This is a genomic window from Pyxidicoccus sp. M15 (genome assembly GCF_056858435.1).
Genome location: NZ_CM166495.1, coordinates 4,134,841 through 4,154,135, shown reverse-complemented (window position 1 = coordinate 4,154,135; position 19,295 = coordinate 4,134,841). Strand labels below are relative to the sequence as shown.

Here is a 19,295-nt window from a genome sequence, read left to right as displayed (position 1 = left end):
GTCAACGGAGAGCGCCTGCGCGAAGGTGAACGGCGGGCCCACTCTAATCGGACCCTCAGCGGAAATGTCCGTCCCCAGCCCGGCGCCTCCACCCCGCTGTGCGGCGCTCGCCCACAATGGCCGCGTCAGGCCTCCAGCGGCACCAGGCGGGCAGGCACGGCTGGCGGGCCCCCCGCGGCGCCCGTGACACGAGGCTCAGAGCGGCTTCTGGAGCACGACGAAGGTGGGGGCGGAGTAGCCCGCGTGGGTGCCGTAGCTGTGGAACACGTAGCCCTGGCGCGCGTACCAGGCCCGGTGGTCCTCGAGCGCGAGCCGCACGTTGAGCCGCACGGGGGCAGGCCCGAGCTCCCGGGCCCGTGACTCCACGGCCGCCATCAGCGCACGGGCCACACCCCGGCCCCGGTAGGGCGGGAGCACGGCCAGCCGGTCCAGGTACACATGGTCCGGCTTGACGTGGAAGAAGACGCAGCCCTCCGCGCCCGAGGGTGACTCGGAGATGAGGGCGCCTCCGTCCTTCAGCTCGCGCAGCACGACGGCTTCCGTCTTGTCGTGCGCGCTGGAGGGCGGGTCCAACCGCCCCCGGTACTCCTCGAAGGCCTCCCGGAGCAGGCGGGCCAGCAACGGGGCATCCGCCGGAGCCGCTTCGCGAATCATCGTCCGGACTACTCCTTCAACGCGGCGGTGAACTGGGTGATTGTCTTCTTCGCGTCCCCCAGCACCATCATCGTATTCGAGCGGACGAACAACTCGTTTTCGATGCCCGCGAAGCCGGCGTTGAGCGAGCGCTTCAGCACCAGGCACGTCTTCGCCAGGTCCGCCGAGAGAATCGGCATGCCGTAGATGGGGCTGCTCTGGTTGTTGCGCGCGGCGGGGTTCACCACGTCGTTCGCCCCCACCACCAGCGCCACGTCGGTGGCGGAGAAGTCGTCGTTGATGACGTCCAGGTCGAAGAGGTGGTCGTACGGGACGTTCGCCTCGGCGAGCAGCACGTTCATGTGGCCGGGCATGCGGCCCGCCACCGGGTGGATGGCGTAGCGCACGTCGCAGCCGTTGGCCTGGAGCGCGTTGGCCAGGTCTCTCACCGCGTGCTGCGCCTGGGACACGGCCATGCCGTAGCCCGGCACCACGATGACGGAGCGCGCGGCGCGGAGCACCTCGGCCGCCTCCTCCACGGAGCCCACGTTGGGCGCGGGCCCGGCGGGCGTCGCCCCCGCCGTCACCGCCTTCGCCTCCGGCGCCGCGCCGAACGCGCCGAACAGCACGTTGGCGAACGAGCGGTTCATCGCCTTGGACATCATCATGCCCAGCAGGAAGCCGGAGAAGCCGTCCAGCGCGCCGCAGATGATGAGGACGTTGTTGCCCAGCGCGAAGCCCGTGGCCGCCGCCGCGAGGCCCGCGTACGAGTTGAGGAGGCAGATGACCACCGGCATGTCCGCGCCGCCGATGGGCAGCACCAGCAACACGCCCAGCAGCACGCCCAGCACCGCCACGGCGTAGAAGGCCCAGGACGCCTCCGGCATGAACACGAGCAGGCCAATCAGCCCCAGCGTGCCGGCAATCATCAGCACGTTGGACGCGTTCTGCCCCGGGTAGGTGACGGGCCTGCCGGTGATGAAGCCCTGCAGCTTGCCGAAGGCCATGAGGCTGCCGGTGAAGGTGAGCGCGCCGAGCGCCACCTCCAGGCCGGTGGCGGTGACCTGGAGCGTGCTCATGTGCGGGCCGCCATGCTCCAGGTACTCGACGACGCCGACGAGGCCCACCGCGAGACCACCGAAGGCGTGCGACAGGGCGATGCGCTCGGGCATCTTCGTCATCGGAATCCACAGGCCCATGCCCGTGCCCACCGCCGACCCGATGACGATGGCGAGGATGATCCACTCCCACCGGATGATGACGCCGGACACCGCCACGCCGTACAGCAGCGTGCCGACGACGGCGGCCACCATGCCCACCTCCGCCAGCAGCACGCCCCGGCGCGCCGTCTGCGCATCGCCCAGATCCTTCAGGCCCAGCACGAAGAGGATGGAGGCGGCGAGGTACAGCAACTGGACGAACGTCTCCGTCATCGAGAGCGTCATCGCGCGCCTCCCTTCTTCTTGAACATGCGCAGCATGCGGTCGGTGATGAGGAAGCCGCCCACCACGTTGATGGTGGCGGCGAGCACCGCCACCGCGCCCAGCACCGTGGACACCGTCCCGTAGTGCCCGCCCGCCGCCAGCAGCGAGCCCACCAGGGAGATGCCGGAGATGGCGTTGGTGAAGGCCATCAGCGGCGTGTGCAACAGGTGCGGCACCTTGGAGATGACCTGGTAGCCCGTGAAGGCCGCCAGGAAGAAGACGTACAGGCCGAAGATGAGCGTCAGTGACATGTCAGGCGACCTCCTTCAACGCCACGTCCGCCACGGCGGGATGGACGATGTCCCCGCCGCGGGTGATGAGCATCCCCTTCACGATTTCGTCAGCCGTATCCAGCTTCAGCGCACCGTCCTTGTCGGTGACGTGCGCGAGCAGCTTCTCCAGGTTGCGCGAGAACATGGCGCTGGCGTGCACCGCGAGCTGGCTGGGCAGGTTCTTCTCGCCGATGACGGTGACGCCGTTCTCCGTGCGGTAGCGCTCGCCGGGCCGGGTCAGCTCGCAGTTGCCGCCCTGCTCCGCCGCGATGTCCACCACCACCGAGCCGCTCCTCATGCGCCGCACCATGTCCGCGGGCAGCAGCACCGGGGCACGCCGGCCGGGCACGAGCGCCGTGGTGATGACGGCGTCGGACTTCGCCACGTGCACCGCGAGCGCCTCGGCCTGCTTCTTCTTCGCCTCCTCGCTCAGCTCCTTCGCGTACCCGCCGGAGCCCGCCGCGTCCTCGATGTCGATGTTGACGAAGCGGGCGCCCAGGCTCTCCACCTGCTCCTTCACCACCTTGCGCACGTCGTACGCCTCCACCACCGCGCCCAGGCGGCGCGCCGTGGCGATGGCCTGCAGGCCGGCGACGCCCGCGCCCAGCACCAGCACCTTCGCCGGGGGAATCGTCCCGGCGGCCGTCATCAGCATGGGGAACAGCTTCGGCATCGCCTCCGCCGCGAGCAGCACCGCGCGGTAGCCGGCAATCGTCGCCTGCGAGCTGAGCACGTCCATCATCTGCGCCAGCGTGGTGCGCGGCACCATGTCCATGGCCAGCAGCGTCACCTGCCGCTCGGCGATGGCACGCGCCAGCTTCGGGTTGGACATGGGGTACGCCAGGCTCACCAGCACCGAGCCGGGCTTCAGGAGCGGCAGCTCCTCCGGCCCCGGCGGCTGGACCTTGAGCAGCACGTCCGCGGCGGCCCAGACGGCGGCGGCGCTCGGCTCGAGGCGTGCTCCGGCGGCGCGCAGCTCCTCGTCGGAGCACTCCGCGCCCTGGCCCGCGCCGCTCTCAATCACCACTTCGTGCTTCCTGCCGACGAGGCGCTTCACGCTCTCAGTCACGAGCGCGATCCGCTTCTCGCCCGGCACCGTTTCACGGGGGATGGCGATGATCATGCCGGGCAGCATAGGCCAACACGCCCGGTGACAAGTCCCACCCACCCGTGGTGCGGCTCCCAGCGGCCGGCGCAATCACCCGCCGGTGCGAGGAGACGTCGCGGAGGCGACGCTTCAGGGCGTCTTCGACTTCGCGGCCTCGCGCTGCGCGACGACCCAGGCCTTCGCCTCTTCCTCGGTGCCCACCATGGCGAAGGCGATGTCCGACTTGCGGCCCAGCAGCTCCCCCGCCCGGATCATCATGTTGACCATGGTCCGCATGGCGAAGCTGGTGCCGAACATCACCGAGCCCGCATAGGGCATCAGGTCCGGGCGCTCTCCCAGCGCCTTGCGCACCTCCGCGGACATGCCGGTGCCCTGGCGCGTATCCGAGATGAGATAGAGCGTGGGGTGGTTCTTCTTCAGCTCGCGGACCAGCGCGTTCGACTCCTCCAGCAGCTTCATGTCGTAGATGCCGACGGTGACGAGCCGCACCGTGTCCGGCTCCTCGAACCACATCTTGTGCGGGCCCAACGTCCAGACTGCTCCCATCGCTTTTGCTCCTTGTCGCGGAATTGCCGGGGGTGTGGTTCAGCGCGGCTGCGTCGGCGTCCCGCCGTGGTTCTTGCGCAGGTGGAGGAAGCACTCGCGCAGGCCTTCCTTCAGGCTGCTGAGCGTCTTCACCTCACGGAGGTCCACGCCAATCTGGACCAGCGTCTGGGCGATGAGCGGGCTGATGCCCGTCACCACGCAGTACGCGCCCAAGAGCCGCGCGGCGTTGACCATCTTGATGAAGTGGTTGGCCGTCATCGTGTCCACCACCTCCACGCCGGTGATGTCGATGATGACGCAGCGGGCCTTCCCCTGGACGATGCGGTGCAGGAGCCGCTCGGTCATCTCCACCGAGCGCTGCGTGTCCACCACGCCGACGATGGGCAGCGTGAGGATGTCCTCCCACAGCTCGATGATGGGCGTGGACAAATCCCGGATGGCCTCGCGCTGCCGCTCAATCATGGCGAGCTTCTCCTCCATCTCCCGGTGGCTCGTCGCCAGGCGCGTCACCGCCTCCTCGTGCTCGCGGCGCGTGGTGGCCAGCTCGCGCACGAAGACGTTGAGCGTCTCCTCCAGCGCGGCCAGCTCATCCAGCTCGCTGATGGGGATGGTGGTCCGCGACGGGTCGAACTCACCCACGGAAATCATCGACAGCACGTCGATGATGCGGCCGATGCGCTCGGGGTTGATGGTGAGGCTGTCCTGCGGCTTGGGAAGGGCGCTCATGGGGTGGGGGGTCCTCAGGCGGTAGGCTTGGAAAGGAGGGACGGCGACAGGCCGAGCATCTCGTCGGCCAGGGCAAGGGAGGCCTCGCGCTCGGAGGAGGCGCTGCGGCCGCCCACCACCTGGACGCCGAGCAGCACCAGCCCCTCCTCCAGCCCCAGCGCCGTCTCCACGCCCTCGAGCTGGATGCCCATGCTCTGCAGGGTGAGCGCCACGTCCGCGCCCATGCCGCACAGCACGGTGCGGGTGCCCATCAGCCGCGCCGAGGCCGCCAGCCTCGCGAGCACCGCGCACAGGTGGCTGTCCACCAGCCAGAGCCCGGAGATGTCCACCACCATGCCGCGCGCGCCGATGCGCTGGATGTCGCGCAGCACGTCCGAGCACAGCTGCGCGGCCTGCGCGTCGGTGATGTCCCCCTGCAGCGGGACGATGAGGTTGCCCCACAGGGGGATGATGGGGATGCGGGAAGTCTCCCGTTCAGGGCGGGAGGCCCCAGGGAAGTCGGGCTGGCTCATGATGTCTCCACGTCCGCCACCATCACGGTGGCATCGTCCGAAGGTCGGGCGTAGCGCTCCATCAGCAGCAGGCACGCCTCGTTGGGGGGAAGCTTCCGCGCGTACTCCAGGTCCAGCCGGAAGCTCAGGCCGTCGCTGAACAGGACCAGCCGGTCTCCGGGCGACAGCGCCGTGGAGGCGGTGCGCGGCGAGCGCATGGACTGACCGACGATGCCGGGCGTGGGGACGACGGGCACCCGGGTGCCCCGCGTGCGCAGCTCCACGTTGCCCACGCCGCCGCACTGGAGCGTCCTGCCGTCGAACAGGCCGAGCATGATGGCCGCGCCCCGGCTGTTGCGCAGGGCCGCATGCACCGCGCCCAGGAGCAGGTCCACGCCGGCGTCCAGCGGCTGCTGCTCCAGGCAGCGGGCCGCGTCGGCCGCCACCGCCGCCGCCACCGGGCCGTGGCCCAGCGCATCCACCACCGCCAGCAGCGTGTGCCCGCCCTGGCTGCGCACCAGCGCCAGGTCACCGTTGCGGACCTCACCCGGCTTGGGGCGCGAGTGGTGGGAGACGGCCAACCTCACAACCACACCTCGAAGTCCACCTGCGTGCCCGCGGGGCCGGTGCGCACGTCGAACCGGTCCGCCAGCCGCTTCACGCCCAGCAGACCCAGGCCCATGCCCGTCTTGCTGCGGTAGGTGCCGGACAGCACGCGCTCCAGGTCCGGGATGCCGCGGCCCTGGTCCTCGGCGCGCACGCGCAGCAGGCGCCGCGGCGACTGCTCGGGGGCGAGCTGGATGGTGCCTCCGCCGGCATAGGCAATCTGGTTGCGCGCCAGCTCGCTCACCGCCGTGGCCACCTTCTGGCACTCGTAGCCGCGCCCGCCCAGCGTCTCGCACATCATCCGCGCCGCGAGCCGCGCGTGGCTCGCGTCCGACTCCGTGCGCACCAGATAGGTGGTGGCGCGGACGTCGGGCCCCGCGGCGGCGGGCGCCACGACGGGGGTGCCCTGCGGAGGGGTGGGAGTCGGCTTCGGCGCGGGCGCCGCGGCGGCGTACAGCGACGACATCGCGGAGGCCGCGGGCGTGGCCAGCGTGCGCAGCTGCGCGGCCAGCTGCGGCCGGCGCGCGGGGTCCACGAAGTGACGGGTCGCCGGCTCCAGCGCCTCGATGACGCGCGGCAGCTCCGCCGAGCCCACGGACTCGAGCGACAGCCGCAACGGCTCCAGCGTCCCGCGCAACACCAGCCGCGCCGCCGTCTCGGACATGAACTGCTGCAGCACCCGCAACAGCTCCGTGCACATCGAGCCCCGGCTCACCGGTGCCTCCTGTTCTCGAGAATCATCCGCTTGCGAGCCACCACCTCGAGCCCCCCGCCCACGCGGTTGGAGACGTGGACCCCGTCCGTCAGCCGCATCACCGCCGCGCCGCCCTCGCCCAGGCTCTCACCGGGCAGCGGGCCGGGACGTCCCTCACCCCGGCCCATGAAGAGCCGCGCCGGGTCCGCCATGCCGGGGCCGCGATCTCGCGAGCGGATGAAGAGCCACCCGTCCTCGCACCACAGCTCCACCGTGCCGCCCGCGCCGGCATGACGCACCAGGTTGGTGGCCAGCTCACTCACCACCACCGCCACCTCCGCGCTGGCCGGGGCCGTCAGCCCTGCCAGCCGCGCGAACCGCCGCCCCAGCGCCGCCGCCACCACGGCGTCCGACTTCAGTTGGACCTCCACGGACAGGGGAGCCTCAGAATCTGAGAATTGGGGGAGAGGGGCCGGCAAAAAATCATCCCAGGTGGAAAATTTCGATGAATTGAGCAACAAAATGCCGAATATGTAAAGTGGTGCACAACGCACCCACCGATGCCCGCTTCCATTCCTGGGAGGCACAGGCTAGAACCGGTAATTTTGGCCGTTAAAAACCCGGCTTCACCGGATTCCTCCGGGAAGCGTCAGGTTCGCGGGATTGAGGAGGGAGCAAGCGCTCCCCGCCCGTCAGCTCCCGTTCAGGTGCATGAGTCGGAGGTCCGGCCCCACCGCCAGCGTGGTGCCCGGGGCCAGCTCCACCCACCCCGCGGTGCGCTTCACGTGGCTGGCCACCACCACGGTGCGGCGGCGCCGGTGCGCGCCCACCGCGGGCTGGGTCTCCGGGGTGCCGGGCGTGACACCGCACGGCTCGCACTCGGCGGAGCCCTCCAGCCGCGTATAGAAGAGCGGCTCCTCGCCGAAGCGGCACGCCACCAGGAGCGAGCCGTTGGTGGCCACCAGGTTGAGCGTGGAGGTGCGGGGGATGCCCGCGTCCGCGCCGGCCTTCGCCACCTCGCGCGCGGTGTCCGCCAGCATGCGCCCGGCGAGCGACGCCTCCAGCCTGGGGTCATCCGTGCGGCCCACGTCGCGCAGGTGGCGCAGGAACAACGCGAAGAGCAGCTCGCTGTCGGTGGCGCCCCGCACCTGCCGCTGGAGGTGCTCGGGCAGCGAGTCCATCAACCCCGGGCGCAGCTGCGCGAAGCCGTTGACGGCGCCCTGGTGCGCGAACAGCCAGCGGCGCGCCCGGAACGGCTGCGTGTTGTCCTCCAGCGAGAGCCCCACCGGCAGCCTGCCTCCGTGGAACAGCAGCGCCTCGGACTCGTGCGGTGGAGCGAGCAGGTCCAGCGAGAGCTCGCCGTCGCTCGCGAAGCGGCGCAGCAACACCTCGTCCTGGGCGTAGGCGCCCACCCCCACGGCGTTGGAACGCTGCTCTCCCTGGAGGAGCACCTGGCCGGACAGCCGGTGGAGCTCGCACCGAAGCAGGTTCGGGTCGGACGTCAGGGCGGCGAGGACGACGGACATGGATGAAGACCCCCTTCCCAGGGATAGATAATGACGCCAGTCTCCCCCCTCAAGCCAGCAGGCGCGTCCCCTCGCCCCCTCGCTAAGTGCTTGAAATGGCTGGACTTTACTGGACTTGAAACGTTGACAGGCCGGGGCGGGAGACCTAACCTCCCTGCCCTTCACCGACGGACCTCGCGTGACGGGTCTTCACCGGAGACGGAATGGCGGACGACATCGCAATCGGCATCGACCTGGGCACGTCCTATTCATGCGTGGCGGTGGTCCAGGACGGCCAGCCCGTGGTCATCCCCAACGAGTGGGGAGAGACGACGCATGCCTCCTGCGTGTCCTTCCTCGAGGACGGCTCGGTGCTGGTGGGCAACGCGGCCAAGAAGAACATCATCACCAGCCCCGAGCAGACCGTCTATTCCGCGAAGCGGCTCATTGGCCGGTACTACTTCTCCGACGAGGTGAAGAAGGCGCAGGCGGTGATGCCGTACCGCATCGTCGAGGGCGACAACAACTCGGTGCGCATCGCCGTGGGGCCGCGGACGTACTCGCTGCCGGAGATCAGCGCGCTCGTCCTCAAGGAGATGAAGGCGGTGGCGGAGACGTACCTCGGGCGCGAGGTGACGAAGGCCGTCGTCACGGTGCCGGCGTACTTCAACGACAACCAGCGGCAGGCCACCAAGGACGCGGGCCGCATCGCCGGGCTGGAAGTCCTGCGCATCCTCAACGAGCCCACCGCGGCGGCGCTGGCGTACGGCTTCGGCCGGGACGTCAACCAGCGCATCGTCGTCTACGATTTGGGCGGCGGCACGTTCGACGTGTCCATCCTGGAGATTGGCAAGGACGTCTTCGAGGTGCTGGCCACCGCGGGTGACACGTACCTGGGCGGCGACGACTTCGACGACCGCATCATGACGTGGCTGGCGGACGACTTCCTGGCGAAGACGCGGCTGGACGTGCGGCAGAACAAGTACTGCCTGCAGATGCTGAAGGAGGCCGCGGAGAAGGCGAAGATCGACGTGGGGCAGACGGGCTCGGCGGAAATCCTCTGCCAGGGCATCTGCCAGGACGCGCAGGGCAACATCATGGACCTGCGCGGCACGCTCAACCAGGACCAGTTCAACCGGATGGTGATGGACCTGGTGCAGCGCACGTTCAAGGTCTGCGACGAGGCGCTGCAGAGCGCGCGGCTGACGGCGGCGGACATCGACGCGGTCATCCTGGTGGGCGGGCCCACGCGGCTGCCCATCATCCGCAACTCGGTGAAGCACTACTTCCAGAAGGACCCGCTGGAGGGCATCAACCCGGACCAGGTCGTCGCCATGGGCGCGGCGCTCCAGTCGCACGCGCTGCTGGACAGCAAGACGGAGACGTTCCTGGTGGACGTCACGCCGCTGACGCTGCGCATCGGCACGGTGGGCGGGTACACCGAGAAGATCATCGACAAGAACACGCCGGTGCCCATCGACCGCTCGAAGACCTTCACCACCAGCCGTGACGGCCAGGAGAAGGTGAAGATTCGCGTGTACCAGGGCGAGTCCAACCGCGCCGACGAGTGCGAGATGCTGGGCGAGTTCGAGTTCTCCGGCTTCCGCATCGGGTACCGGGGCGAGGTGAAGATTGAAGTCACGTTCGAGATCAACACGGACGGACTGGTGAACGTGTCCGCATGCGACACGGAGACGGGACAGAAGACGTCGACGACCATCACCCTGTCGTCCGGCATGACCGAGGCCGACATCCAGAAGTCCATCCAGTCGAACCGTGACACGCGGCTGGCGGGACACAACACCAACGACCTGCCCGCCGTGGCCCAGTAGCGGGCCCCTGGACGCCGAAGATGTCCCAGCCTTCTGACCCCAGCACCGGCAAGCCGCCGGGAGCCCCGCCCGGGACGCCGGCGGCTCCTGCTCGCCCCGCCGTCCCCCGGGTGACCGCCACGGTTCCCGCCGTGCCGTCCGCGCCCGTCGCGGGTGCGCCTCCTCGTCCACCACCGGCCCCGGGCGCGGTGCCCGCCACGCAGGCCCCGCCCCCGAAGGCTCCCGGTGCGACGGCGCCTGGAGCGCCCCGCCCCGTCGTGACGGCGCCCATGGCTCCGCAGCGGCCCACCGTCCCCGGCATTCCCGCCGTGGGGGCTCCGGCCGCGACTCAGCAGCCCGCCGTTCCTGGCACTGCCGCCGTGGGCGCTCCGGCCGCGTCGCAGCGGCCCACCGTTCCCGGCATCCCCGCCGTGGGCGCTCCGGCCGCGTCGCAGCGTCCCACCGTGCCCGGCATCCCCGCCGTGGGCGCTCCGGCCGCGTCTCAGCGGCCCACCGTGCCTGGAATTCCCGCCGTGGGCGCTCCCGCTCCGGGCGTGGCGCCCGTGGCTCCGCAGCGGGCGACCGTCACCAGCATCCCCAGCGTGGGAGCGCCGGGCGCCGTGCCTCCTTCCGCGCGTCCCACGGCCCCCGCCGTGGCCCCGGGACAGGGAACTCCGGCGGCTCGCGCCGTGACGAATCCGGGGGCGGTGCCTTCGCAGACGGCGCAGCCCGCGACCGGCCCCGCGCCTCGTGGAACTCCGGCGGCCCTGCCGTCCATCACCCCCGCCGTGGGTGGTGCATCCGGCCCCGCGCCTCGCGGGACTCCGTCGGCGCTGCCGTCCATCACGCCCGCCGTGGGCGGTGTGCCGGGCCCCGCGACGGCCAGCCCCCAGGGGCAGGCGCCTCGGGCGACTCCGGGTGCGCCGCCGGCCGTGGCTGGCATGCAGCCACCTCCGCCCCCTTCGGTGGCCACCGCCGCGCAGCGTCCGGCGTCGGGCTCCGTGCCCGGCGTGCCGCCCGTTGCCGCGCAGCGCCCTCCTTCTGGCAGCGTGCCCTCCGTTGCGCCGGCAGCCGGCCTCACGGGTGCTGTAGCCCCCACCGCCGCGCCGCGCGCTCCTTCCGGCACTGCTCCCACTGTCGCGCAAGGAGCCGGCCCCACTGGCGCCGTGCCTCCCAGTGCCGCGCAGCGCCCTCCCTCGGGCGCCGTCCTCTCCGTCGCGCCGGCAATCGGACCCGCAGCCCCAGGCGCCGTGCCGCCCGTGGCCGCGCAGCGCCCTCTCGCGGGCCCCGTGCCCTCCGTCGCACCGACAGCCGGCCCCATGGCCTCGGGCGCCGTTCCTTCCGTCGCACCGGCAACCGGCCCCGTGCCCTCCGTCGCACCGGCAGCCGCGCCACGTCCGCCCTCGGGCGCCGGCCCCGCCGTGCCACCCGCCGCGGGCGCTGGTGCCGCCGTGCGCGCACCCGTCGTCGCCGCGGGCGCACCGCGTCCCCCGCCCACGCTCGCCGTGGGACAGGTGGCACCGCCCGTGGCCCCGGCCACCGCGCCCCAGCCGCGTCCGGGAGCACGCCCCACCGTCTCCCTTCCCGCCCTGGCGTCCGCGGGCTCCCCGCCCCGGCCTCCGCCCGTCGCGGGCAGCGCGGTGCCGCCTGTGGCCCCGGCCACGTCCACCGCCGCCGCGCGCGTGACGGCCATTCCTCCCGTGCCCTCCGTGGCCCCCAGCGTCCCCGGCATCCCGCCCGTGGGCGCGGCCCCGCGCGGGCCCGCCGTTCCCTCGATGGCGCCCGTGGTGCCGCCCATCGCCCCGGCCATCCCGTCCGTGGCGCAGCGGGTGCCACCGCCGCCTCCCGCCGCCGCCATGGCGCCGCCGCCCCCTCCCTCCGACGCGAAGGGGCCGGGCCTGGACGCGCAGCAGCTCGCGGACCTGGAGGCGCGCTGCGCGAAGCTGGAGCAGATGGACTACTTCGAGGTGCTCCTCCTCGAGCGGACCGCCGCTCCGGCGGACATCAAGAAGGCCTTCTACCGCGAGAGCCGCACCTACCACCCCGACCGCTTCTTCCACGTCGACGCGAAGGAGCTGAAGGAGCGCGTCCACGAGCTCTACAAGCGCGTCACCGAGGCCTACTACGTCCTGCGCGACGACACGAAGCGCAAGAAGTACCTCGCCGACGTGACGGGCCCCGAGCGCGCCCAGAAGCTGCGCTTCACCGATGCCTCCGAGGCGGAGACCAAGGCCGCCGTCAAGAAGGAGCAGGAGGAGCAGATCGGCACCCACCCCAAGGGGCGCCAGTTCTACGCGCAGGCCCAGAAGGACAGCGACGGCGGCAACCTGTCCGCCGCCGAGCGCAACCTCAAGATGGCCCTCACCTACGAGCCCTCCAACGCCCGCTACAAGGAGCGCCTGGCCGAGGTGCAGAAGCAGCTGCAGGACGAAGCGAAGGGCAAGGGCGACTCGTCGTTCAAGATCCGCTGAAGGCCCCCGGAGGGCACCATGGTCATCGACCTCATCATCCTCGGCCTGGTGCTCTTCTTCGCCCTCATCGGCGCCGTCACCGGCGCCTCGCGCCAGGTGGCGAACCTCGTGGGGCTGGCGGCGGGCTACTTCGCCTCCAGCCGCCTGGGCCCCCTGGTCGGCCCCAAGCTGGCGGCCTCACTCGGCAGCCCGCTGTTCCTCGGCATCATCCTGGGCTCGGTGCTCGTCTACCTCGTCGTGTGGCTGGCCGTGCGCTACGCGCTGGGCGCGCTGCTCCTGCGCTTCCTCAGCACCGGCCGGCACAACGAGGAGCGCGGCGTGGACCGCTTCCTCGGCTTCGTGCTCGGCGCCGCGAAGATGGGCCTCATCGCCTGGGTGGCCTTGAGCGCCATCACCTTCTTCGAGCAGCACGTGGTGGTGGCCGGCCGGCGCATCGGCTTCGCGCCCCAGGAGTCGCTAACCCTCCAGGCCGCGCGCCGCTTCAACCTGTTCGAGATGACGCAGTTCTCCCAGGTGGGCAACCTGGTGCAGGTGGCGAAGGCGTCCACGGACCCGAAGATGGCGGGCCGCCTCCAGGAGGACCCCGCCTACAAGGCGCTGCGCAAGGACGCGCGCTTCCAGCGCCTGCTCCAGGACGACAAGCTGAAGCAGGCGCTCGCCCGGGGAGACACCGCCGCCCTGCTGCGCAATGACCTGGTCCTCCAGCTCATCCAGGACCCGGACGTGGCCGCCCGACTGCGAGCGGCCGTCCGGGCCTCGGAGCGCGGGGACTGACTCACACGCCAATCTGCGCGGAGTCCAGGCCCACCAGCCGCTGGCGAACGAAGTCCGCGTCCACCTCCACGCGGCGGCGCCGGTGCTCGGGCGCCTCGAACATGACGTCCGCCATGACGAACTCCAGGATGGAGCGCAGCCCGCGCGCGCCCAGCCCCCGGTCCACCGAATAGCGCACCACCTCGCGCAGTCCGCCCTCGGCGAAGTCCAGCTCGATGTCGTCCATGGCCAGCAGCTCGCGGAACTCGCGGATGATGGAGTCGGGCGGCTCGGTCAGCACGCGGATGAGCTCCGGCTCCCCCAGCTTCTCCAGCTGCACCACCACCGGCAGGCGTCCGAGGAACTCGGCCATCATCCCGAAGTCCACGAGCTGCTTGGTGCTGATGCGCTTCTTGGAGCGCTTCGCCGCCTCCTCCGCCCCGAAGCCCAGCGCCCGGCCGCCCTCGTCGCCGTAGTCGTGCAAGTCGCTGAACGTGCCCGCGCAGATGAAGAGGATGTCGCGCGTGTCCACCTGCACGAAGTCGCTCTTGTTCCACGCCTGGGTGACGTTGAGAGGCACGTACACCTCACGGCCCTCGAGCAGCTTCAGGAGCGCCTGCTGGACGCCCTCACCGCCGATGTCCCGGCTGCCCGCGCCGTTGCGCGCGCCCTGCGAGCGGCGGGCAATCTTGTCCACCTCGTCCACGAAGATGATGCCCCGCTGGGTGTCCTCCACCGAATGGTTCGCCTTGAACAGGAGGTCCGAAATCATCACCTCCACGTCCTTCCCGTAATAACCCGCCTCCGTGTACTCGGTGGCGTCCACGGTGGTGAACGGGACGTGGAGGATTTCGGCCAGGTTCCGGGCGATGTGCGTCTTGCCGCTGCCGGTGGGGCCAATCAGCAGGATGTTCGATTTCTTGATGAGCGACGTCCTGCGCAGCCGCCGCGCCTGCACGCGCTTGAGGTGATTGTGGGCGGCGATGGCCACCGCCCGCTTGGCGGCCTCCTGCCCGATGACGAAGTGGTCCAACCTGTCGAAGATCTCCCTCGGGGTCAGCACCGCTGCTTCATCCCTGCGTGCGGACGACTCCATGTACCCTCCCCTTCTATCCACGCGTCCTCCCGGACTTCCTTGCGAAGGGTAGGAATTGAAACGAAGGCCGGCCCGTGGGACTACAGGGGCGGGAACGTGACGGAGCCCGCTCGCCTGCCCCACCGGCAGGCGACTGTTGAATACGGTGGTGCTTTCCTATAGTTCCCGCGCCCTTCCGTTGTTCACGGGAGTCACCCCCTTTTTCCCAGGGAGCCTCGAGACGCCGATGCCCGCAAACGCCCCTCCGCACCGCTGGACCCTTGCCGACGCTCACGAGCTCTACGGAATCCGCAACTGGGGCAACCCCTACTTCGGCATCAATGAAAAGGGCCACGTGTGCGTCCACCCGGACGGGCCGCAGGCGCCCAACATGGACCTCAAGGAGCTGGTGGACGAGGTGCGCCGCCGGGGCATCGGGCTGCCGCTGCTCCTGCGCTTCACGGACGTGCTGCGCCACCGCGTGGTGCACCTCAACGAGGCGTTCAAGAAGGCCATCACCGACCAGGGCTACAAGGGCGGCTACCGGGGCGTGTACCCCATCAAGGTGAACCAGCACCGCTACGTGGTGGAGACCATCATCGAGGCGGGCAAGGGCTACAACTACGGCCTGGAGGCCGGTAGCAAGCCGGAGCTGCTCGCGGTGATGGCGCTGCTCGACAACGAGGACGCGCTCGTCATCTGCAACGGCTACAAGGACGAGGAGTACATCGAGACGGCGCTCTTCTACTCGCGCCTGGGCCGCAACGTCATCCTCGTGGTGGAGAAGCCCAGCGAGCTGCCCCTCATCGCGGAAGTCGCCCGCCGCACGGGCATTGCCCCGCGGCTGGGCATGCGCGTGAAGCTGTCCACGCGCGGCGCCGGCAAGTGGGAGGCCAGCGGCGGAGACCGCTCCAAGTTCGGCCTGTCGTCCTCGGAGCTGATGAACTGCATCGGCTTCATGAAGGAGACGGGCATGCTCGCCTCCTTCGAGCTGCTGCACTTCCACCTGGGCAGCCAGATCTCCAACATCCGCAACGTGAAGAACGCGCTGCGCGAGGTGGGCTGCTTCTACGTGGAGGTGGCCCGCCAGGGCGCGCCGCTGAAGTACCTGGACGTGGGCGGCGGCCTGGGCGTGGACTACGACGGCTCACAGACGAACTTCGCCTCCTCCATGAACTACACCACGGAGGAGTACGCCAACGACGTGGTGTTCGGCGTCATGGAGGCGTGTGACAGGGCCGGCGTGCCGCACCCCACCCTCGTGTCCGAGTCCGGCCGCGCCGTCGTCGCCCACCACGCGGTGCTGGTGGTGGACGTGCTGGGCACCAGCGAGTTCGACCCGGCTCAAGTCCCCGAGAAGGTGGACGACAAGGCCCCGTCGGTGGTGCGCAACCTCATGTCCACCTTCAAGGAGGTCACCAACAAGAACCTCCTGGAGGCGTGGCACGACGCGCAGGACGCCAAGGAGGAGAGCCTCACCCTCTTCTCCCTGGGCCACCTGACGCTCGAGCAGCGCGTGGCGGCCGAGAACATCTACTGGGCCACCTGCCACAAGATCATGCGCATCGCGAAGGAGGCGGGCGAGATTCCCGAGGAGCTGGACTCGCTGGAGAAGGCGCTCAGCGACACCTACTTCTGCAACTTCTCCGTGTTCCAGTCGCTGCCGGACTCGTGGGCGATTGATCAGCTCTTCCCGATGATGCCCATCCACCGGCTGGCGGAGAAGCCGACGCGCCGGGCGACGCTCGCGGACATCACCTGCGACTCGGACGGCAAGATTGAGCACTTCATCGACAAGCGCGAGGTGAAGGACGCGCTGGAGCTGCACGCGCTCAACGACGACGACTACTACCTGGGCATCTTCCTGGTGGGCGCGTACCAGGAGATTCTCGGCGACTTGCACAACCTGTTCGGCGACACGCACGCCGTGCAGGTGTCGCTGGGGCCCAACGGCGGCTACCTCATCGACAACGTGGTGGCGGGCGACACGGTGACGGAAGTCCTGAACTACGTCAGCTACACCAAGGACGACCTCGTCGCGAAGCTGCGCAAGTTCACCGAGCTGGCGCTGCGCAACGGCCGCATCACCCTGGACGAGTCCCGCAGCCTGCTGCGCATGTACGAGGACGGCCTGTCCGGCTACACGTACCTGGAGCGCGAGGTGGACGCGAGCTTCGCCAGCAGCGCCAACCAGCTGCGCCTGGTGCCCCAGCCCAGCACCACCCCGGGCCAGCGCAACACGCTGCCCCCGTCGGGCACGTGACGGCGCTGAAGCCCTGAGCCGCTGAAGCAGTCACAAGAAGCCCCCTGCCGCGGACGTCGCGCCAGGGGGCTTCGTGCGTCTTCAGAGGTTGGCGATGACGGGCTCGCTGGAGCCGAAGGGCACGGGCTCGTCGGCGAAGGCCACGTCGGCGGCGCGGGCGCGCAGGTGCTGGAGGGCCTGCTGCTGCGACTCGCCGCGGGCGATGAGGGCCTCGAAGTCGAAGCCGGCCAGGCGCGTGTCCTTCGCGGACAGCCGCGCCAGCGTGCGCCACAGGGACAGCCGACCTTCCGTGGCCACGCACAGCCCCTCCAGCTCCACCAGCCGGCTCAGCGGGGAGTAGCGCACCAGCGAGCCATTCAGCTTGAGCCGCCCGAGCTTCTCGGAGACCCACGCCCCGCGCTTCTTGAGCGGGTCCTCCTTCAGCTCCAAGGCCTGCATGACGGACCTGAGGATGGACTGGTCATGCCGCAGCTCGGGGATGAACGCCGCCAGGTAGCGCCCCACCGGGTTGCTCCGGTTCTCCGTCTCCGTCCGGAGCGCCAGCTCGATGCCCCCCACCGAGCCCGCCAGGTGGTCGTTGAGGTAGATGCCCAGCCGCTTCGCGTCCATGCCATGCCCTCCGGTTACGCACTCCCGCAGCCCGGGAGATTGGACATGGCCTGCCCCCCTGGCAGGGCCGGCCAGGGGGGTCGCCTGGAGGGCAGGCAGGCATCCTGCCCGTCCGGGCCGCGAGCGCATGAACTCCCGCGAACAAGTCCTCGAAACACGTTTTGCGTAACGAAACACTTGCGGCGAAGGGTTGTCGCATGGCCCCGGAGTCCCGGGGCGGCGGAAGGAACACGACGTGTCCGAGGCACCCAGGCCCGAGCAGGGCGACGCGACCGAGCGGCACCGGGAGACGGAGGAGCGCTATCGCGCGCTCTTCGAGTCCATCGACGACGGGTTCTGCCTCATGCAGCTGCTCTTCGACGCCGAGGAGCGGCCCGTCGACTACCGGTTCCTGGAGGTCAACGCCACGTTCGAGGAGCAGACGGGGTTGCGGAACGCCCGGGGCCGGACGGCGCGCGAGCTGGTCCCCGAGCTGGACGAGTCCTGGTTCCGGCTCTACGGGAAGGTGGCGCTCACCGGAGAGACGGTCCGCTTCGAGAACCACGCGCCGGCGATGGGGCGCTGGTTCGAGGTGTATGCCAGCCGCGTGGGCCGGCCCGAGCTGCGGCAGGTGGCGCTCGTCTTCAAGAACATCACCGAGCGCAAGCTGGCGGAGGCGAAGCTGCAGGAGAGCGAGGAGCGCTTCCGCAACATGTCGGACCATGCGCCCTTCATGCTCTGGGTGACGGATGCCCAGGCCCGCTGCATCCACCTGAACCAGCGCTGGTACGACTTCACCGGGCAGACCGAGGAGACGGGACTGGGCATGGGGTGGCTCACGGCCGTCCACCCGGAGGACTCGAAACGCGCGGGGGACATCTTCCTCGAGGCCAACAGCCGGCAGGAGTCGTTCCGCCTCGAGTATCGCCTCCGGCGCCACGACGGCGAGTACCGCTGGGCCATCGACGCGGCCAGCCCCCGCTTCGGGCCGGGCGGAGAGTTCCTGGGCTACATCGGCAGCGTCATCGACATCACCGAGCGACGGCAGGTCGAGGAGCAACGGGAGGCCCTGCTGGCGCGCGAGCAACTGGCTCGCGCCCAGGCCGAGGAGGCCAACCGCCTCAAGGACGAGTTCCTCGCCACCGTGTCGCACGAGCTGCGCACGCCCCTGTCCGCCATGCTCGGCTGGGTGCAGATCCTGCGCGGCGGCACGCTCTCTCCCGAGCGGAGCGCGCGCGCCCTGGAGACGGTGGAGCGCAACGCCCGCGCCCAGGCCCAGCTCATCGAGGACCTGCTCGACGTCAGCCGCATCCTGTCCGGGAAGCTCCATCTCACGGTGCAGCCCATCAACGTCGGGGCCGCCGTGGAGCAGGCGCTCGAGACGGTGCGGCCCGCGGCCGAGGCCCGGAACATCCGCCTGCAGTCCGCCATCGACTCCACGAGCAGCATCATGGGCGACGCCATGCGGCTGCAGCAGGTGGTGTGGAACCTGCTGTCCAACGCGGTGAAGTTCACCCCCAAGGGCGGCCGGGTGCAGGTCTTCGTGGAGCGGCGTGACTCCTCGGTGGACATCACCGTCGCGGACACCGGCCAGGGCATCCCCCGCGACTTCCTCCCGCATGTCTTCGAGCGCTTCCGGCAGGCGGAAGGGGGGACCACGCGGAGCGTGGGAGGACTCGGGCTCGGCCTGTCCATCGTCAAGCACCTGGTGGAGGCACACGGGGGGACGATCACCGTCTCCAGCGAGGGCGAAGGCCAGGGCTCCACCTTCGTCGTGAGCCTGCCGCTCTCGGTGGCCGTGCGGCGCGAGGCCACCGTGCCGCGAGCCCTGCAGGAGGAGGCCCGGGAGCGCGGCTTCCTCTGCCCGCCGGAGCTCGACGGCCTGCGCATCCTCGTCGTCGACGACGAGGACGACAGCCGCGAGCTGCTCCGGACCCTGCTGGAGGGCTGCGGGGCGCGGGTGAGGCTGGCCAGCTCCGCGGCCGGGGGGCTGCGCGCCGTGGAGGAGGAGACCCCGGACATCCTCCTCTCGGACATCGGCATGCCGGAGGAGGACGGCTACACCTTCATCCGCCGGGTCCGGGCGCTCCCGGGGAAAGACCCGGGCCGGCTGCCCGCGGTGGCCCTGACCGCGTATGCGCGCATGGAGGACCGGGCGCGCGTGCTGTTCGCCGGCTTCCAGAACCACCTGCCCAAGCCCGTGGAGCCGATGGAGCTTCTGGCGGTGCTGAGCTCGCTCGCGCAGCGGCACCGGAGCGGGGGCTGAGAC

General features: G+C 70.4%; 18 protein-coding genes. 5 read left to right on the top strand and 13 right to left on the bottom strand.

What is annotated here, in order from left to right; translation table 11 throughout:
• Window positions 1-195 precede the first annotated feature (195 nt).
• The 11 genes from ACX9TP_RS15635 to ACX9TP_RS15585 all read right to left on the bottom strand — a co-directional run bounded on the left by ACX9TP_RS15635 (window position 196) and on the right by ACX9TP_RS15585 (window position 8,086).
• A complete protein-coding gene (locus ACX9TP_RS15635) occupies window positions 196-654 on the bottom strand; it encodes a GNAT family N-acetyltransferase (protein ID WP_482980521.1) in 459 nt (152 codons plus the stop codon).
• An 8-nt stretch (window positions 655-662) separates the two neighbouring features.
• Window positions 663-2,078, bottom strand: coding sequence for an NAD(P)(+) transhydrogenase (Re/Si-specific) subunit beta (locus ACX9TP_RS15630; protein WP_482980520.1), 1,416 nt, complete (start codon window positions 2,076-2,078; stop codon window positions 663-665).
• Window positions 2,075-2,368, bottom strand: a complete 294-nt coding sequence (locus ACX9TP_RS15625) for an NAD(P) transhydrogenase subunit alpha part 2 (RefSeq protein ID WP_046713014.1) — start codon at window positions 2,366-2,368, stop codon at window positions 2,075-2,077. The genes ACX9TP_RS15630 and ACX9TP_RS15625 overlap by 4 nt, the downstream gene beginning before the upstream one ends.
• A 1-nt stretch (window position 2,369) precedes the next feature.
• Entirely contained in the window at window positions 2,370-3,524 is a 1,155-nt protein-coding gene (locus tag ACX9TP_RS15620) for a Re/Si-specific NAD(P)(+) transhydrogenase subunit alpha (protein ID WP_482980519.1), read from the bottom strand.
• A gap of 102 nt (window positions 3,525-3,626) precedes the next feature.
• Window positions 3,627-4,043, bottom strand: a complete 417-nt coding sequence (locus ACX9TP_RS15615; RefSeq protein ID WP_482980518.1) for an STAS/SEC14 domain-containing protein — start codon at window positions 4,041-4,043, stop codon at window positions 3,627-3,629.
• A 39-nt stretch (window positions 4,044-4,082) separates the two neighbouring features.
• Window positions 4,083-4,769, bottom strand: a complete 687-nt coding sequence (locus tag ACX9TP_RS15610) for an STAS domain-containing protein (RefSeq protein ID WP_482980517.1) — start codon at window positions 4,767-4,769, stop codon at window positions 4,083-4,085.
• Window positions 4,770-4,783: 14 nt separating this feature from the next.
• On the bottom strand, window positions 4,784-5,281 hold the full coding sequence (locus ACX9TP_RS15605) for an STAS domain-containing protein (RefSeq protein WP_482980516.1): 498 nt from the start codon (window positions 5,279-5,281) through the stop codon (window positions 4,784-4,786).
• Window positions 5,278-5,847, bottom strand: coding sequence for a SpoIIE family protein phosphatase (locus ACX9TP_RS15600; protein WP_482982178.1), 570 nt, complete (start codon window positions 5,845-5,847; stop codon window positions 5,278-5,280). The genes ACX9TP_RS15605 and ACX9TP_RS15600 overlap by 4 nt, the downstream gene beginning before the upstream one ends.
• Window positions 5,844-6,581: an ATP-binding protein gene (locus ACX9TP_RS15595; protein WP_482980515.1), complete on the bottom strand. Its 738-nt coding sequence runs from the start codon at window positions 6,579-6,581 to the stop codon at window positions 5,844-5,846. The genes ACX9TP_RS15600 and ACX9TP_RS15595 overlap by 4 nt, the downstream gene beginning before the upstream one ends.
• Window positions 6,578-6,991 (bottom strand): ATP-binding protein, encoded by a 414-nt coding sequence (locus ACX9TP_RS15590; protein ID WP_482980514.1) that lies wholly within the window; start codon window positions 6,989-6,991, stop codon window positions 6,578-6,580. The genes ACX9TP_RS15595 and ACX9TP_RS15590 overlap by 4 nt, the downstream gene beginning before the upstream one ends.
• 261 nt (window positions 6,992-7,252) lie before the next feature.
• Window positions 7,253-8,086, bottom strand: a complete 834-nt coding sequence (locus tag ACX9TP_RS15585) for a class II glutamine amidotransferase (RefSeq protein ID WP_482980513.1) — start codon at window positions 8,084-8,086, stop codon at window positions 7,253-7,255.
• 203 nt (window positions 8,087-8,289) lie between these two features.
• Between ACX9TP_RS15585 and dnaK the strand changes: the two genes are divergently transcribed.
• From dnaK to ACX9TP_RS15570, 3 genes are all read left to right on the top strand, one after another.
• Window positions 8,290-9,897: a molecular chaperone DnaK gene (dnaK, locus tag ACX9TP_RS15580; RefSeq protein ID WP_482980512.1), complete on the top strand. Its 1,608-nt coding sequence runs from the start codon at window positions 8,290-8,292 to the stop codon at window positions 9,895-9,897.
• 1,430 nt (window positions 9,898-11,327) lie between these two features.
• Entirely contained in the window at window positions 11,328-12,347 is a 1,020-nt protein-coding gene (locus ACX9TP_RS15575; protein WP_482980511.1) for a DnaJ domain-containing protein, read from the top strand.
• An 18-nt stretch (window positions 12,348-12,365) separates the two neighbouring features.
• Window positions 12,366-13,121, top strand: coding sequence for a CvpA family protein (locus ACX9TP_RS15570; RefSeq protein WP_482980510.1), 756 nt, complete (start codon window positions 12,366-12,368; stop codon window positions 13,119-13,121).
• A gap of 1 nt (window position 13,122) precedes the next feature.
• On the opposite strand, the gene clpX is transcribed toward ACX9TP_RS15570, so the two are convergent.
• On the bottom strand, window positions 13,123-14,196 hold the full coding sequence (gene clpX / locus ACX9TP_RS15565; RefSeq protein ID WP_482980509.1) for an ATP-dependent Clp protease ATP-binding subunit ClpX: 1,074 nt from the start codon (window positions 14,194-14,196) through the stop codon (window positions 13,123-13,125).
• Window positions 14,197-14,422: 226 nt separating this feature from the next.
• Here clpX and speA point away from each other — a divergent pair, with 226 nt between their 5' ends.
• Entirely contained in the window at window positions 14,423-16,438 is a 2,016-nt protein-coding gene (gene speA / locus ACX9TP_RS15560; RefSeq protein WP_482980508.1) for a biosynthetic arginine decarboxylase, read from the top strand.
• Between the two features lie 81 nt (window positions 16,439-16,519).
• On the opposite strand, the gene ACX9TP_RS15555 is transcribed toward speA, so the two are convergent.
• Window positions 16,520-17,047 carry a hypothetical protein gene (locus ACX9TP_RS15555; protein WP_482980507.1) on the bottom strand — a complete coding sequence of 176 codons (528 nt, stop codon included), beginning with the start codon at window positions 17,045-17,047 and terminating at the stop codon, window positions 16,520-16,522.
• Window positions 17,048-17,282: 235 nt separating this feature from the next.
• Between ACX9TP_RS15555 and ACX9TP_RS15550 the strand changes: the two genes are divergently transcribed.
• The gene (locus ACX9TP_RS15550; RefSeq protein ID WP_482980506.1) at window positions 17,283-19,292 is read left to right on the top strand and encodes a PAS domain-containing hybrid sensor histidine kinase/response regulator; all 2,010 of its coding nucleotides are present in this window, start codon (window positions 17,283-17,285) and stop codon (window positions 19,290-19,292) included.
• Window positions 19,293-19,295 lie beyond the last annotated feature (3 nt).

Bases quoted from the DNA above. Each gene is read 5' to 3' on its own strand.
- ACX9TP_RS15620 (WP_482980519.1), bottom strand. From the start codon at position 3,524: ATGCTGCCCGGCATGATCATCGCCATCCCCCGTGAAACGGTGCCGGGC.
- ACX9TP_RS15635 (WP_482980521.1), bottom strand. From the start codon at position 654: ATGATTCGCGAAGCGGCTCCGGCGGATGCCCCGTTGCTGGCCCGCCTG.
- clpX (WP_482980509.1), bottom strand. From the start codon at position 14,196: ATGGAGTCGTCCGCACGCAGGGATGAAGCAGCGGTGCTGACCCCGAGG.
- ACX9TP_RS15615 (WP_482980518.1), bottom strand. From the start codon at position 4,043: ATGGGAGCAGTCTGGACGTTGGGCCCGCACAAGATGTGGTTCGAGGAG.
- ACX9TP_RS15610 (WP_482980517.1), bottom strand. From the start codon at position 4,769: ATGAGCGCCCTTCCCAAGCCGCAGGACAGCCTCACCATCAACCCCGAG.
- ACX9TP_RS15555 (WP_482980507.1), bottom strand. From the start codon at position 17,047: ATGGACGCGAAGCGGCTGGGCATCTACCTCAACGACCACCTGGCGGGC.
- ACX9TP_RS15605 (WP_482980516.1), bottom strand. From the start codon at position 5,281: ATGAGCCAGCCCGACTTCCCTGGGGCCTCCCGCCCTGAACGGGAGACT.
- speA (WP_482980508.1), top strand. From the start codon at position 14,423: ATGCCCGCAAACGCCCCTCCGCACCGCTGGACCCTTGCCGACGCTCAC.
- dnaK (WP_482980512.1), top strand. From the start codon at position 8,290: ATGGCGGACGACATCGCAATCGGCATCGACCTGGGCACGTCCTATTCA.
- ACX9TP_RS15630 (WP_482980520.1), bottom strand. From the start codon at position 2,078: ATGACGCTCTCGATGACGGAGACGTTCGTCCAGTTGCTGTACCTCGCC.
- ACX9TP_RS15625 (WP_046713014.1), bottom strand. From the start codon at position 2,368: ATGTCACTGACGCTCATCTTCGGCCTGTACGTCTTCTTCCTGGCGGCC.
- ACX9TP_RS15585 (WP_482980513.1), bottom strand. From the start codon at position 8,086: ATGTCCGTCGTCCTCGCCGCCCTGACGTCCGACCCGAACCTGCTTCGG.
- ACX9TP_RS15570 (WP_482980510.1), top strand. From the start codon at position 12,366: ATGGTCATCGACCTCATCATCCTCGGCCTGGTGCTCTTCTTCGCCCTC.